This window comes from Spirosoma sp. 48-14 (assembly GCF_001898575.1).
In the GTDB taxonomy this organism is placed as follows: domain Bacteria; phylum Bacteroidota; class Bacteroidia; order Cytophagales; family Spirosomataceae; genus Spirosoma.
In genome coordinates, this window is the sequence record NZ_MKUD01000058.1 from 307,803 (window position 1) to 323,315 (window position 15,513).

Sequence of the window (15,513 nt, forward strand, 5' to 3'; positions counted from 1 at the left end):
TTCGTTTATAAAGGTAGGTACACACTAAAGGTCGCTCCCTGACCAGGGATACTTTGGGCGTTTATCCAACCGCCATGATTAAGAACCACCTTCTCGCAAATGGCTAACCCGATGCCTGTTCCGGCATACTCACTTCGGCCATGTAAGCGCTGGAATACCATAAAAATGCGGTCCAGGTATTTTTCCTCAAAGCCAATACCGTTGTCCACTATATCAATTCGATAATAACCGTTGGTCAATCGATGTGGCTTAAAAGCGGTCGGTAAATCACTGACCATTACTTGACTCGACACGATCTGGATCTGAGGAGCGATTCCGGGCCTGTGAAACTTGAGTGCATTACTCACTAAGTTCTGGAATAACTGCTCTAATTGTGAAGCATCACCAGCTACCTGGGGCAAGTCCCCAACTTGAATAATGGCTGCCGTTTCCTGGATGCGTAGTTCTAGATTTTGGACTACGGCCTCCACGATGGTGGAGAGTGATACCAGTTGGGTGGTGCCCCGCTGGGTGGAAATCCGTGAATAGCTCAATAAGTCTCGAATCAGACTCGACATCCGATGGGCTGCATTTTGCATCCGCTCCAGGTAAGTTATTCCTTCTTTTAACTCCGTGCCGTATTGATTCAGAAGAAGGTCGCCGAATTGCTGAACCTTACGAAGAGGCTCCTGCAAATCATGAGAAGCGATATACGCAAACTGTTGAAGGTTTTGGTTTGATCGCTTCAAGTCCTGAATCGAATCTTCCAACTGCTGGGTACGCTCAGCCACTTGGCGATCCAACTCCATTGATTGCTGCCGTAATTGCTCTTCTCGCAATAGCAGTGCCTGATGGGTAGCTACCTGTTCCGTAATTTCAACCCCCGTTGCTATGATCCCGTAAACAGCGCCCTTCTTGTTTTTGAGTGGTTTGAACGAAAAATCAAAATATACGGTCTTCATCTCCCCGTCGACCATCATGTGGGCGGGGGTATTGTCAGTAGCGAACGTTACTCCTGTGGTAAATACCTCATCCAGGATTGCCAGAAAGGGCTGCCCTTCCATCTCGGGGATGGCCTTGGCTAAGGGCATTCCGAAAACAGTATCCCCTTTTCCCCATACAGCAAGTTGTGGTTTATTGGCTACAGTAATGATCATCTCCCGGCCAACCAGTAAGGCAATTGGAATAGGGGATTCCATTACCAGAGCACGGAAAATGGATTCATTATCGAGTATTTCAGGATTGCTACTCATAGAGGGGTAAAGGTAAGCTACAGCTCTTTAACCATAATTAACCCTTTGAGTTTTATGGGTTGTCATTACTCTGTTCATTCACTAATTCGATTTGCTGGTACTCTGAACGTAGCCTACCCCATTCTACCAGGAAATGGTATATCTTTCTTCAGCGAACAAGCTCAACTAGCCAACCTTCACTTCTGATAAGCACACGTTGCCAGTCTGGAGCTTTCGGAAAAAAGCTCCTTTATATAATCGACCCAGTGGAAGTGTAGTGGTCACCACGGTAACCTGATCAGGATTGTAACGAAGCAGTTTGTCCCAGGCGATAATGAACGATTTATGAACCCGAATAAACTTATCCGCAGGAAGCTTATGCTCCATATAGCCTAATTTTTCGGACGCTACGTAGGTCTTTTCGTTCGTGTGTACCTTTATGTAATCACCCAGCCCTTCAATAAAAACAATGTCTCTCAGAAAAATTTTTACTTGATCTCGTCCGACCTTAAAAAACATATACATCTCATCATACCGACTGGCAATCGGAGAAGGAAGCTCAGAATTGTTTTGCGAATGCAGATACTTTGACACGGCCCGCATGAATCGTTCCTGGGTGATCGGTTTAACTAAGTAATCCAAAACATCCAGTTCGAAAGCCGTGACCGCGTGCTCCCTATAGGCTGTTGTGAGAATGATTCTGGGGCGAGTTTTTAAGGATCGTATCAAATCAAGACCAGATAATCTGGGCATCTGAATATCAAGGAATGCTAAATCAACTGGGTTTGTCTGCAAAAATGTGAACGCATCGACCGCATTATCCAGGCAGGCTAAGACCGTAAAACCGGGCAGCGTTGAAAGGTGCCCCATGAGTAGCGCCCGGGCCGGTGCTTCATCATCTACTACTAAGCAATTAGCCATAGTTCAACGTATTAATTGTCAGGCAAATCAGATAGGCATGCGGCTCATCAATACTCGTTAGCTCATGAGCATCTGGATAAAGTAATGACAACCTTTTCTTTACATTCGATAAGCCAATCCCTCCCATGTCGGATACAGGCATAGCACCTTGTTCGTCCTTACTGTTGGCGATCTTAACGGAAAATTGACCGGGCTGTCTGGCAATATCGATACGAATCCAGCTTAATCCTACCGATTTAGTCACACCATGCTTAAAGCAATTCTCCACCAGGGGTAACAAGAGCAACGGAGCAATCTGCAGATCATGGATTGGGGTATATACATTAATCGATACATCCAGTTTAGGGCCATACCGATTTTTTTGCAGTTCGATGTAATGTTCAATATAGGAAATCTCTGTAGCCAAAGGCACCGTTGCCTGATTGGATTCATATAAATTGTACTCCAGGAAACCCGACAGATGCGCTATTAGCGTGGCCGTTTCAGGGCTACTCGTCAAGGCCGTCGAGTATATGTTGTTTAACGTATTGAACACAAAATGGGGCTGTACCTGTGCTTTCAGCAGATTTAATTCGGCCTTTGTCGTCTGCTGCACCAATTGGTGCACCCGAAAGCGTTCCTCATACCAGGATTGGATAAAATAATACAAAGCATATAAGCCAGTTACCGTATATAAGTTAACGAACTCAACCAGCATTTTTCCCGCCGAAAGAAAAGGCATACGCTGGGCTTGCGGAAAATACTTCGGATAAAGAAAATAGTAATTAATGTAGCGCCGTATGACAAGTAACACAAGGGAAATCAGTACCACATACACCCAATCAACTATCTGGCTGGTTTCCGCCAAGCGTTTCCTGATCAGAAAGTGAACGGCCAGCCTGGAAAAGATAAAGGCAACTGGCAACGCCATACAGGCATTGATAAAATAGTCATGATAATTGCCATATAGAGACGCCAGCCCTAGCCACTGATACAGGAAATAGAACAGCCAAAAAACGGCATTAAACGTAACATCTCTGGTTAATTTCATGAACTGCCCCTTTCCAACTAAGGTAAGGCTTTTGATGATCAGTGAGCCTGGGTAGAAGATGGTTTTCGGTAAACGACCTTTTTTATCGGTAAACGGTATACACCGAGAATCCACGTTGTGTACCGATCATACGCATGGACGGACTGGCAGATGGCTACTTTTGAGTGCACATCGCTATGTTCTCAGACCAGCATGAAACAACTGATTCGAATCGGTAGGGCCTTCTACGCAGTCGCACTTTTTGTGTATGGTTGCCAACAAATTTATTTTGGGAGCTTCCGGGATGTCTTTTTTTCGGTCTATCAGCAACACCTGCCCTTCCTGAATGTGTTTGCCTGGAGCTTCGGACTCTATCTGATCAGTACAGGTGCTTTACTGCTTGTACCAGGTACCGGCCAGAAAGCGGCTCTGCTGCTGGGAGCTGCCTGGCTGTCGCTATTCCTGGGCACCCATATAACCTACGAGCTCATTTCCGAACCGAACAAACTGTATCACCTGGGCTTGTGGACAACTCCCCTGAAGGAACTAGCCCTGGCCGGGGGCGCCTTTGTGGTTGCTGACTCATTCGATACGCCACTCACGGGTAAGCTAGCAGTTTTAGGAAAAATTATGCCCTATGGCAATTTGTTTTTCCTCTACACCATGACCAGCTACGGTATCTCCCACATCATTTATGCACCGTTTCTGGTTAGTACCGTTCCTGGCTGGATGGCCAATCCCCTGTTCTGGGTCAATCTGACGGGAGTCGCTTTAACCGCTTCCGGCATCGGTATTATACTGGGAATACGAATCCGGGTTATCTCCCTGCTACTCGCCCTGATGATCTTTTTGTGGTTTTGGCTGGTCCATGTCCCCGGTGCGCTGGCAGACCCCGTCGGAAACCGAGGCAATCTGCTGGCAAGCGCCTTTGATGCACTTGCGTTCAGCGGGATAGCGCTACTAATCGGCCTTACCATGAAACAGCAAAAATGGGTAGAGGCTATTGAACGTTGGCGATGATCCATCCTCACGGATTTAGTAAAGAAATAGTAAGCAGCATGAAACGAAACAACAGTATTGATGTTATGCGCGGTCTGGTGATGATCCTAATGCCTCTGGACCATATTCGGGACCTCCTACATATCACTTCATTATCACAGTCCCCTACGGATCTGACGACGACAACGCCTGCGTTATTTTTCACCCGATGGATTACGCACTTATGTGCACCGACGTTTGTATTTCTATCCGGCACCTCCGCATTTCTGTCCATGAGCGCTAAGAATGATCTGGCCAATACCAGGCGTTTCCTGGTTTCAAGAGGCATCTGGCTGGTCGTTTTAGAGTTCACTCTGGTCAATTTCGGCATCTGGTTCGACCCAAACTTCAATATCCTGATTTTTGAGGTGATCGCGGCCATCGGAACTGGATTTCTGATTCTTAGCGCGTTGTTACGGTTGCCTCCCCGGATGGTCGGTTTAATCGGGGGGATGATTGTTGTGCTTCATCAGTTGGTGAGTTTGATTCCGGCCTCTGAGAACGTGTTCTTAAGAGGGCTGATGTCGCTTTTTTCGCCCATCGCTTTTCCATATGGTACAGGAAAACTAGTTTTAATCGCCTACCCACCCATTCCCTGGCTCGGAATTATGCTGATTGGCTACGGGGCCGGTTATTTTTTTGAATCAACCGAAAACGGCCAACGACAAATTTTCCGGAAAATAGGATTACTGTTCCTCGGCTTGTTTATGGCCTTGCGAGTCGTTAACCTGTATGGCGATCCCAGCCACTGGTCTGCCCAAAAAACTACACTCTATACATTTCTCTCTTTCATCAACGTAACCAAATATCCCCCGTCGCTGCAATTCTGTCTTCTTTTTCTGGGGATCATGTTTCTGATTCTTTCATGGGTACAAGGCCTGAAAAACAGGTGGACGGACCGGGTTAGTGTTTACGGAAAAACCCCGCTGTTTTATTTTTTGGTGCACTGGTACTTGATCCACCCACTTGTGTTTGCCATGGTCTTCCTGCAAGGATTCAAACGTTCGGAACTGGTATTCGGCTCTAACTTCGGCCGCCCCAAGACGGGCAGTGGAGTTGAGTTATGGGCTATTTATTTGATTTGGGTTGTCATTGTGCTCACGATGTACCCGCTTTGTCAATGGTATGGAAACTATAAGATGCGCCATAAAGAGCAAACGTGGCTTCGCTATATCTAGTCAATCACTTCTAGTTTAACAATAGCTGTGTACTATTCGCCAACACGCACGCTGGAAGTGCACCATTCCTTACTGATGTAAAAAGTGACAGATCATTACCATTGGGTTTTCCTGATTGACCGCCAGATCTACAGTTGGGCCTTGTCATGTTTGTCAAAAAACCGATCGGCGACATGGAAGCTATACATGGAAATGCTGGCTACTAGCAACGCCAGTATACTACTAATCATTTTTTTATAGGAGTGAAATTTACCGGCTTCATCCACTCGACCCCAATCTGAAGGAATAAACCCAAGCAGTTGCTTAAAACCTCCGTAGAGAAGAACAGCCAGTATGATCCCAATCAACACTTGATGAATCACGCCCGATCGAACTCGCTTAATCAGGGAAAAGTCATCATGGAGCCAGGTACCAGTAATGAATTTCCAGCCAAAGTCCAGATAATGAGCCAGGAAGCAAAGCAGCGCATATAGGGTTATGATACTACCAAGTACCATTACGATTGTCGGAAGCGAACTCATCTTGAAGGGTTGTCTTGTCTGGGAGCAGTCATTAGTTCACAAAGTAAAGCCGAATCACCGCAGCAAAACCCCTTGGTTTTAAATTATCCACAGCTAGTCATCTGACAGGTATAGAGTAGTGCTTACGTATTTTCGGCCAACCAATGCTTATTCAGCAGCTCTCTTTAATGGCCTCCTCCCTGTAAAAAGGCGGCTATCTCCATCCCCCAGGCAATGCCAATATGAATCAGCAATCCGCCCCATATACTACGGGTGCTAAGAGCCAGCACACCCAGTAAATAGCCGCCGAATATGGAGGAAACAGCTTCGCCCAACGGTCGTCCAAAGTGGATAGCGCAATACCAGACTACCATCGGCAACACGGCACCATGACCCAACACCCGACTCATGCCAATGACCAGAAAGCCCCGGAAAAGAAGTTCGGTCGGTATAAAGTCCCAGCCATAGCACAGTTCATAAACAAGGGCCGTAACCCACTCCGGCACGCCAAAAAACTCATTGGCGTTGGTATCCCGATAAGTAGGGTACGACTCCAGGAAATCCGGCTGAAAGGAGGCCAGTGTAATCAATGGAATCATCAGCGCCAGCATGAGGGCATACAACGCTAATCCTTTTCGCTTAGGAGCCATACCATAAAAACTACTCGGATAGGGGTCCAGGAATTTGTAGAACACCAGCAGCGGCAGTACAATAGTCAGCAGTGATTGTAGGTTATGCAGGCAATAATAGGCAAAGACGTATATCTGCCCACCGAAGAGCTGCTGGCTCCATTGACTATGGGCATAAAATCCGGCATATATGGAATAGGAAACCAACGCCACTCCGCTACGAAGCCAGAACGCACGATTACGCCAGATATCAGGTCGGCGGTGAAAATACGTCCAGAGCCAGACACCGCCGTAGTAAGCCGTTGCATACAAGCCCAAATAGAGTACTGGCCAGATGGGCTTGCTCTGAAACGAATCGATGTATGAGTCTTCTAGATCGAGCGAGAAATTGACGGTCAGGAGTATTGCCAGCCAAAGGGCAGTAGCTGCGTACAGATCAGGCCGGAAGTCGATGCGAAAATGGGTGCGAAGGTCTTGCCAAAGGGCTTTCACTGGGTTAATTTTAGGGACTAGCGCAAATAACTGGAAAGATTGACAGGATACAACCTTCTATTCATTTCTAAAACCATCTACCTGTTCATCGAAGCGGAAGGCTTAGATTCACAAGCTGCTGATTTCGCATAACACCAACGGGTAAGGCACGCATGTAATGAAGTTGTTGCTGGACAGAAATTAATTCTGCAACTGTCGTCACAGTCATGCCATTAGCGGTTCGGATAACGTCGCCTTTTTGCAAGCCCGAACTAGCCAATTTACTGGCTTTCGGCACATCCAGTACAACAATACCCGATTCGTCGGGAAGCCCAAAAGCCGACCGATCGCCCAAGCCACGTATACTGCGCACTACTATACCCAGCCAGCTTGTTTCAGCGTTTTTTTCCTCCTGACCAGTAGTTGCTATATCCGGAAGCCTGGGCGAACGCGCCAACGAACGTAACGCTTGCTTTTGAACGCCAAACTGATTCATCGGGAAGTTTTTGAAGCCCAAAGCAATGGCCCGACTCGTTGTACGAACCCGGTAATCGCCCTGGCTGGGCTGAAGAAACTCAGGCTCTCCAAATTGACTGTGTGCGTCAGTACCATTTTGCCGGGCCTTTTGAAGTACTGCCTGATCGGGAAATAGATTGTAGTCCAGTCCCTTACCCCAATCGCTGATCTGGATTGGGAAATAGGGCCGCATCACAATGTTCCGCCGAAAAACATCGCCACTGTTTCTGAACCACACATGTGGGTGAAACGAGTTATTGATGATCACATTGTTTTCAGCGATACGGTAAAAGCCTTCCCGGAACTTTAGCCCCCCATTGAGCAACAGATTGTTATAAATGAGGTAATTGCTACTCCCATCGTCCAGGTCGATGTCCCAGCCATGATCGCAACGGAACCGATTGTTTCGAATAATGACTGGCTTTTGGGCATCGAGCCGCACCAATTCAGGATGAGCCGCTACGAGGCTATCCATCGTTTTTCGATTGGGATGCCAGAATCGATCCCGTCCCCAGGAGTTGAACGAACCATGATCACCCGTTTCGAGGACCGTGTCAAATACGTCGTTGTACTCGATTACATGCCCTCCCCAGGTGCCATCACCAATGTTGATACCGGCCCTGGGCAACTGGTAAATTGTATTATGACGCACGACAATGTTGGAAGCCATCGAAATTTCGACGCCTGTTGCCTGTTTTTCGGTTTCGCCAATATGGTGGATGAGGTTATTGTCGGCTGTACATTGGGCCGGGTAACGATTCGTTTTAGGGCCGGGCTGCAAATCCATAGCTGTGTAAGGCACAAACCATTCATACCGAAATGCGGGCGACCGAACGGCTGATGTATCGCCTACAAAACCAATGGCCGTGGCACCTACATGATGAATGTGGCAACCTTCGATCAGGGCCTGTCGGTTAAATCCACTCACCAGCACGGCATTGCCACCGAGGTTGGTGAGTTCACAATCCTCCAGGTGACAGTTATCGGTATTTTCCAGATAGACGGCCGCTCCCCGATAGATCATCCAGTCACTACGCACCAGTGGCTCGTATTTCTCCATAAACGTGCGCTCGGTATTAACCAACCGCAGCCCCCGGATACGCACCCTACGCACGGGCGATGCTGGCAGGCCGACCAGTTCGATCAGTGATTTCAGATGGGATACCTCGACCGTTGCTTTCGTCAGATCGAGGCCAACGGGTGGTATAAAGGAAAGCTGTTGGGTGGCTTTATCGTAAAACCATTCGCCGGGAGCATCCAGCTCTTCAGCAATATTCTCAACAAATCGCTCTTTAGGGTGCATGCCCATTGGGCGGTTGTTCTGCCAGCCCCCTTCGTAGGTAAGCGTGTCCCTGTTTTTACCGGTGATCCGATAGTGAAAACCACCCCATTCGTACCGATGAATCGCGTGAATGTATCCACCCGCCGGATTGCGCCACCGACTTACCCGCTCAGGACTAGTTGCACTGGAATCGGTCCCATGGAATACGTGAGCCGTAGAATCGTAATTAGGATACCGGGCCAGAATTTGCTTTTGGCCGTTAATAAACAATTGCTCAAACGACTCACCCGCCACCTGCGCTACCCAAACTTTATCGTCCTTTTTTTGCCAGCGTACAGCCAACTGCCGACCACCATTCAGCTCAACTCGCTCATTTCGGTAAGCGCTGATCAGTAACTGTTTATTGCCGAGCGTTCGGGGGTCGATGCGTAGGGTTCGGGGCAAATAGTAAACACCCTGACGTATTAGAATCTGTACCTGTTGTTGGGGTGTTTTTTTTACTTTTTCGAGTGCCTTTTCGAGCGTGGCCATGGGAGCGGCCAATGTACCCGGTTGGGAATCGTTTCCTGTTGGCGCAATATAAATCGTCGTCTGGGCATGTAGTAGGCCCAAAGCCCAGACCATAACGATGATTACCAGCACAATGCGTTTGCTCATTTCCGGTACGAAGTCGATACGTATGACTAAAGAGCAAACATACTTTTAAAGTACGAAACAGACGTTTTTTCGACAGGATTTACAAGATTATCGGAACGGGACATTTTCAAAATTAATCCTGTTCATCCTGTAAATCCTGTCGAAAACGAACAGGCACTAAAAGCCTTCTTTTTCGGCTTCTTTGTCTTTTTTCTTCTCGTCTTTCTTTTTCTCTTCCTTCACCACTTTCTGGCCCGGTTGTAACTTGGGTTTCGGAGCAGGCTTGGCTTTTGTTTTATACTGATCGAGATAGCGGTCTACGAAAAGCGTTTTTTCATCGACCGTTGCCGGAACAACCTCCAGCGTTGCTTTTCCTGAGTTTTTTGAACCCGCCAGCAGCCGGTCATTAATTTCCTGCTCAGAGGTGATAATGGCTAACTGACCAATAGCACCGGGTCCATTACCGCCTTTGTAATCGTAGTACACCCAAACATCCGGCGATGATTCAAGATAGATGCTGAACTCATCGCCGTTGCCCGTTTTACGGATTTCGACAAACCCATCCATCTGTGCGTTGATATCCGTGGCCATGATGTTCGAAACTCCCAACTGACCCGTACTGTAGAACGCGTTGTATTTGGGAGACCAGCGTAAATTGGCATTGGCCAGCACCAGCATGGCGTTCAGTTTCGGTGATGCCTGATTGAGCGGCACATGCTGGTTTTGTGCTTTAACCCGATAGGCATCCACAGCCTGCTGCCCAATTAGCGGCACCAGTTTGTCCGAAAGGCGGTTCAGATCGTCGTCAGCCGCTTCGTCGTTCTTCTCTTCAAGGTTCGTTTTGACAAGCTTATCGGCAATACTCGTAGTGACCAGATCGGGTACGGGCAACGTAAACACCATCAACGTATTGAACCGATAGAGGCTGCTGTCGATATTGATCCGTGCCGACCCCGACGATAGCAGATACTCTTGTGGAGCCGCGTTCATGAAGTTCATCTTGCCTTTATAGGTCATCAGCCCACGCGCATCGTTGAAGGTATAGGCATTTTCGACATCGGCGTCTTCCGAACTATCCGCTTTGGCTACCGAATCGACTATGGCCACCGCATCGCCACCTTTCGAGGCAATCCGATACACTTTGTCTTTTTCATCATAACGCATGATGCCTGTAGCACTAAACAGATCATCGTCGCGGGAATCTTCTTTCGGCGACAGGAAAGTTGGATATACGCCAGCCCCACCAGCCCGGAAGTGAATACCCGCTACCAGTTGTTGTCCGCCTTCGTTTTTAAGATTTTTATCGACCTTGATTTCCAGCCGTTCGGCTACTTTTTCTTTGAATGGAATCCAGTCGCTGATCAGGTCTTTGCGTTTTTTCAGCGCAGGTTTGATAAAGCCATCCATCGACAGATCCTGCTTAGGCGCTTCCATCACAATGCCCCCCCGGAACAACATTTTGGGAGCTAGTTGCAGGTTATCGGCCTCATCAACCTCTGCACGAGCCACGGTAAAATAGGTTGTCATGGGTTTAGATGGCCCTCCTCGCTTACTACGGGGAGTACTCCGGCTGGCTTTTTTGGCATCGGCCGTTAAGGACGCCGTTTCAGCGTTCGCAGCCGCTACAGCCGGGGCTTCTTTCAACTCGAAACTACCCATTTTGATGCTGGCGGTGTCACCTTTAGCCGTTGCAAACTGGTAGGTAGCATCACCTGCAAACCGCGTCCGCGACAGCACCTGAATATTACCATTTTTGAGCCGGTGAAACAGGTTGATGGTATCCAGTTCGAGCCGGGCATTTTTCAACGCCATCATTTCGCCATTCCGCCGGATAGCGACCAGTCCTTTATCGGGGTATATCCGGGCATCTGCCGAGGTGATATACGGCACTCCACTAATGTTAAGGGTCCGCTTTTCCACATCATACAAAGCCGCCGATCCATTGAACGTCAGCCCTTCCTGTTCTTCGGCGGTGGCCGTAAAGAGTGAGGTTTTCACATCGCCCTTCATGGCAATGGTTTTAGCGTTTACGTTCCACTGCGCCCGGTTGATGTTAGTCTTGTAGGCAGCAAACGGAAATTCAATGCTTGGCGATACCGTATCGCCGATGCTCTCCTTCTTGTTGATCGCCAGTCCGACAAGGCCTTTGGTCTGATTAAAATCAACATCGACGTCATTGCCTAACAGAATGGGTTTACCAGCGGGCGTTCCGGGTACTTCTTTATCCGAAACGATTTTAAATTGGGCTCCACTGGCCAGGAAACCTTCTTTATTGAATTTGATGCTGTTGGAGATTGTCTCGGAGTCTTTCCGGCGCAGGGTTCCGTGTCCGAACAAGCCTGATGAACGCACCAGTAATCCACCTTCAAGATTGGTCGTAGCGCTGTAGAAATTGAAGTTATTCTTCTGCGTGGTGATGACCATACTATCGGTTTTCGGCCACCATTTCATGCTGAAATTGTTGAGCTGAACCTGTGGAAAATAGCCCTTTCCAACAAGACCTTCTTTAATTTCTCCTTTGTCGCCCGATGCCAGCAGGGAATCTGTCATAAACAGAATTCCTTTGGTAGTAAGCGTAGTAGTCAGGTGATTGAGTACGCCTTCGGCCCGGAGTCCGCTTTTATCCATGACCAGATCGCCTGTAAACTTGACGGTCGATGGCACCGTTCCCTTCTTTCCGGCATAGACCGGATAACCCGTTGCAGGGGCCTTATGAACGAAACCCAACGTATTGTCGGGCATGGTGACGAGCTGCGCTTTAAAGGGCGGGAATATACCATCTGAATAGAACGTCCCCATAAACGCAATATCACCCTTACCCAAACTATCGTTGTCGATGGCCGGGATTTTGAAATAGACTTTCTGGTTGTACGTGATATTTCCCCGGTTTGGCTGATTGAAATAGACCGTCATCCCTTCGGGCATTACCAGCCGCTGGGTGGTTTTCTTGCCCTTCATCTGACCCGATTTGTTGTCAGACCCAGCCAGAAAAACCGTTCCCGGATTTTCGTACTTAATATCCCCCCCAATTTCACCCTCTTTCCCCTGAGCCGCCAGCTTTTGCGACTGGAAGGTTATGGAGTCGATTTTATTAAGACTCATCGAGAACTTATCGTAGTTGAATTTCAGGTCGCGACCTGCATACCGTAGTGTACCCGCTTTGAGTTGTCCGTTGAGGGTAAAATCACGGCCTTTACCTACCCGAAGTATTTTGTCGGATGGATAACCGAAAATTTTCAATGAGTCAGACATCGTAAACTGACGAACTCCCCGAATGGTCAGAATTTTGTCGTTGAGGTCGATGGTTGCGTTTTTCACGCTATCGTTCGATACAAAAAGCGACTGTACCTGGAAATTGTCGTAATCCTGCTTGTGGGCATAGGCCAGCACGTATAACACCCCTTTGCGGCTCAGGCGCATCAGACTGGTTTTTGGATCGCGGTCGATGTAGCCTTCCAGCACCATCCGGTTCAGGGCACCACGCAACGCACCCGCATTTACATTTTTGGCAAACTGGGTAATGTCGTCGTCCAGGAAGGTCTGCTGTTTTTTGGTAGAAACGAAGTTGGCAACAATCTGTAATGGGTGAAAGCCATAATCGACGGTCAGATCAGAGTAACGTTGGGGATGGAAGTAGTCGAACGATTCAAAACGAACGGGTACCTCCCGTTTGGCCCCCACCTGATAGAAATCCACTTTCCGACGAGGTAGATCCCAGCGCACCACTTCGGGCATGATGTAAAATTTATGATACCAGTCGGCATAGGGAACCCTGGCATAATCCGTGCGCTGCTCCCGGTCGAGCCAGGCAATGCGCTGGGCTTTATCGTACCGGAATTTTACAGACTGATGGGTAATCGAATCGGTATCGACATAGCCAACAAACGCAGCCGAATTAGCCGTAATCATGGGCCTTGCCTGTGTAGAACGAGTGCCCGCTGTTTTAACAGGTTCGGTCGTATTGAAGCCAGATGCAGCCAGACCAGCTTGCGTAGAATCGGCAGGTGGCATATCGTTGACAGCAAAATCGAACCGGCGGCTAGTCGCTTTAATGGCCGGTTTACCGTTGTATTTGACGGTTAGCTGAGCCGGAAATCCACTAGCCGATGCCCCAACCATTTGTGTACCCGACAGTGCTAATCCACCTTTGTACTCAACATCGGGCCCTAAATCGGGCAATTTGACATCGTTTTGCCACGACATAAACCGGGGGTACGTAACGGGCCCGCCTTTTTTCTTACTGACATACTCGAATACCCCCTTGATGGGTGGTGTTTTCTCATAGGTCAGCGTTACATCGTCGGCTTGCAGACGCGGACTCATGGTCGTCAGGGCGTAATCGCTCAACGTCACAAAAATATCCGGTCGTCCGGCGGTAGCCCAGGTAAACTTGCCGCCCTGCCCAACCAGCACGCCATCTTTCAGCATCATATCGCCATTGGTATTAGCCAGAATAGCCGAGTCGCCATTAGCCACGATAGCCAGCGATACATCTTTGAGTGTAATCAGCACGCCCGACACCGAAGGTAATGGCCGACGTTGGGGAAGATACTGGGGGCCCACCGAACGCGGTTGGGTCGAATCGGTGGGTGCTGGTGTATCCCACCCATCGAAGCGGGAGCGTTCGGCAGCCGCCTTTGCCGCTGCGATAGAGTCTTCTGCCGTTTTGATGTCGGTTGGTTTCAGGGACTTCAGCCCTTCGACAAACCGAAACTCAAACGTGCCACCCTGCGCATACAACTTGTTGTAGTTACTCGCGTACAACTCCCGACGATCCATAAACCGCCGAACCGTTTCCAGACTCCGTGCAAACACCTTGGCATCGGTGGTTTCGAACAGCTTTTCCGATATCGTTATCAGACCATCGACGTTGGTAGCAGGTTGTTGCTGAGTAGCCAGGTACAGCGATTCGTAAAATGGCGTGAAAATGGTTGCCGCCGGTAAGCGCTTCTGGTTCATTTTACGGCTCAACGCCATAACCCGCTCCTGTTGCTGCGCCGACAGCCGGTTTTCGGACCAGATGGCCTGCAAGTTGGTGCCCGCCCGAACACCCGCCGGACCGCCCGTAGCCATTAGTTTCTGAACATCGGCTACAAACTGATCGGGCTTATCCGAAATTCGAACCGCCTGGCCGAACGAGGCCGTCAGCGTTAGCAGTATTAAAATCAGGCTGTAATAAATACGATTCATATCCGAAAACCGACCAGGCATAAGCCCCTGTCAGCGTTTAATAAATGCTAAAGAAGTCCATTGATTTTTGGTTAGCTGATTCATCAGCGTTAATCCCGATTCTATGGCTTTTTGCTCGATATCCGGCGCATCGCTCTCATAGAAACCGCTGACAATCAGGTATCCATTTTGCATTAACCGTGTCGTGTAGGTAGGAATTTCGGCTAGCAATACATTCCGATTGATATTCGCCAGAATGATATCAAAGGGCTCGACGGCCTTTACATCAGCAATCGTTCCCTGAAATACGGTAACCTGCGAGCAGTCGTTAAGTTCGGCGTTTTCGCGGGCATTTTCAACCGCCCACTCTTCAATATCGAAGGCCAGTGCAGCGCTAGCCCCCATCTTAATTGCCAGAATCGCCAGAATCCCCGTCCCACTACCTACGTCGAGTACCGTTTTTCCGGCAAAATCGAGGCCAAGCTGTTGCTCCAGCATCATAGCCGTGGTTTCGTGGTGGCCCGTTCCGAACGACATTTTCGGGTTAATGACAATGTCGTAACGAAATCGGGCGTCCAACGGATGGAAGGACGCCCGGACCCGGACCTGGCCCGCCACTTCGATCGGCTCATAATCGCGCTCCCACTCGGCGTTCCAGTTTCGTTTCTCTAACGAACTAACTTCATAGGCTATTGCAGTCTGGGCTGCGTATTTCTCAATCAATTCCTGGATGGCCAATTCCTCAAAATCAGATTCAGCGATATAAGCGTTTAACCCTTCGTCGGTTTCCACAAATGATTCAAAACCAAGTTCAGCTAATTCGGCCGTAAGAATGTCGGTATAATCGGGCGACAGATGCAGTTGTAGTTCAATGTAATTCATACCTCAAAGTAACGAAAAAGGCTAACCTGTTCGCGCTACCAAACCTGTATCTGCCTGCTTCTCTTTATTTT

At 48.6% G+C, this 15,513-nt stretch carries 10 protein-coding genes; 2 read left to right on the forward strand and 8 right to left on the reverse strand.

Features of this window, described 5'->3' with window-relative positions; translation table 11 throughout:
* Window positions 1–5 precede the first annotated feature (5 nt).
* The 3 genes from BGO59_RS26060 to BGO59_RS26070 form a co-directional block, all read right to left on the reverse strand.
* Window positions 6–1,232 carry an ATP-binding protein gene (locus BGO59_RS26060; RefSeq protein WP_293688521.1) on the reverse strand — a complete coding sequence of 409 codons (1,227 nt, stop codon included), beginning with the start codon at window positions 1,230–1,232 and terminating at the stop codon, window positions 6–8.
* A gap of 165 nt (window positions 1,233–1,397) precedes the next feature.
* Window positions 1,398–2,132, reverse strand: coding sequence for a LytTR family DNA-binding domain-containing protein (locus BGO59_RS26065; RefSeq protein WP_293688523.1), 735 nt, complete (start codon window positions 2,130–2,132; stop codon window positions 1,398–1,400).
* Window positions 2,125–3,162, reverse strand: coding sequence for a sensor histidine kinase (locus BGO59_RS26070; RefSeq protein WP_293688525.1), 1,038 nt, complete (start codon window positions 3,160–3,162; stop codon window positions 2,125–2,127). Before BGO59_RS26070 ends, BGO59_RS26065 begins: the two co-directional genes overlap by 8 nt.
* A gap of 192 nt (window positions 3,163–3,354) precedes the next feature.
* Between BGO59_RS26070 and BGO59_RS26075 the strand changes: the two genes are divergently transcribed.
* Entirely contained in the window at window positions 3,355–4,161 is an 807-nt protein-coding gene (locus BGO59_RS26075; RefSeq protein ID WP_293688527.1) for a hypothetical protein, read from the forward strand.
* Window positions 4,162–4,199: 38 nt separating this feature from the next.
* Entirely contained in the window at window positions 4,200–5,357 is a 1,158-nt protein-coding gene (locus BGO59_RS26080; RefSeq protein WP_293688529.1) for a heparan-alpha-glucosaminide N-acetyltransferase domain-containing protein, read from the forward strand.
* Window positions 5,358–5,485: 128 nt separating this feature from the next.
* Here the strand turns inward: BGO59_RS26080 and BGO59_RS26085 are convergent, their stop codons facing one another.
* From BGO59_RS26085 to prmA, 5 genes are all read right to left on the reverse strand, one after another.
* Complete coding sequence (locus BGO59_RS26085; protein ID WP_293688531.1) at window positions 5,486–5,878, reverse strand: hypothetical protein; 393 nt, start codon at window positions 5,876–5,878, stop codon at window positions 5,486–5,488.
* Window positions 5,879–6,042: 164 nt separating this feature from the next.
* Window positions 6,043–6,978, reverse strand: a complete 936-nt coding sequence (locus BGO59_RS26090) for a CPBP family intramembrane glutamic endopeptidase (RefSeq protein ID WP_293688533.1) — start codon at window positions 6,976–6,978, stop codon at window positions 6,043–6,045.
* Window positions 6,979–7,063: 85 nt separating this feature from the next.
* Window positions 7,064–9,412, reverse strand: coding sequence for a PDZ domain-containing protein (locus BGO59_RS26095; RefSeq protein ID WP_293688535.1), 2,349 nt, complete (start codon window positions 9,410–9,412; stop codon window positions 7,064–7,066).
* 156 nt (window positions 9,413–9,568) lie between these two features.
* Window positions 9,569–14,581, reverse strand: coding sequence for a hypothetical protein (locus BGO59_RS26100; protein ID WP_293688537.1), 5,013 nt, complete (start codon window positions 14,579–14,581; stop codon window positions 9,569–9,571).
* A gap of 30 nt (window positions 14,582–14,611) precedes the next feature.
* Window positions 14,612–15,442: a 50S ribosomal protein L11 methyltransferase gene (gene prmA / locus BGO59_RS26105; protein ID WP_293688539.1), complete on the reverse strand. Its 831-nt coding sequence runs from the start codon at window positions 15,440–15,442 to the stop codon at window positions 14,612–14,614.
* Window positions 15,443–15,513 lie beyond the last annotated feature (71 nt).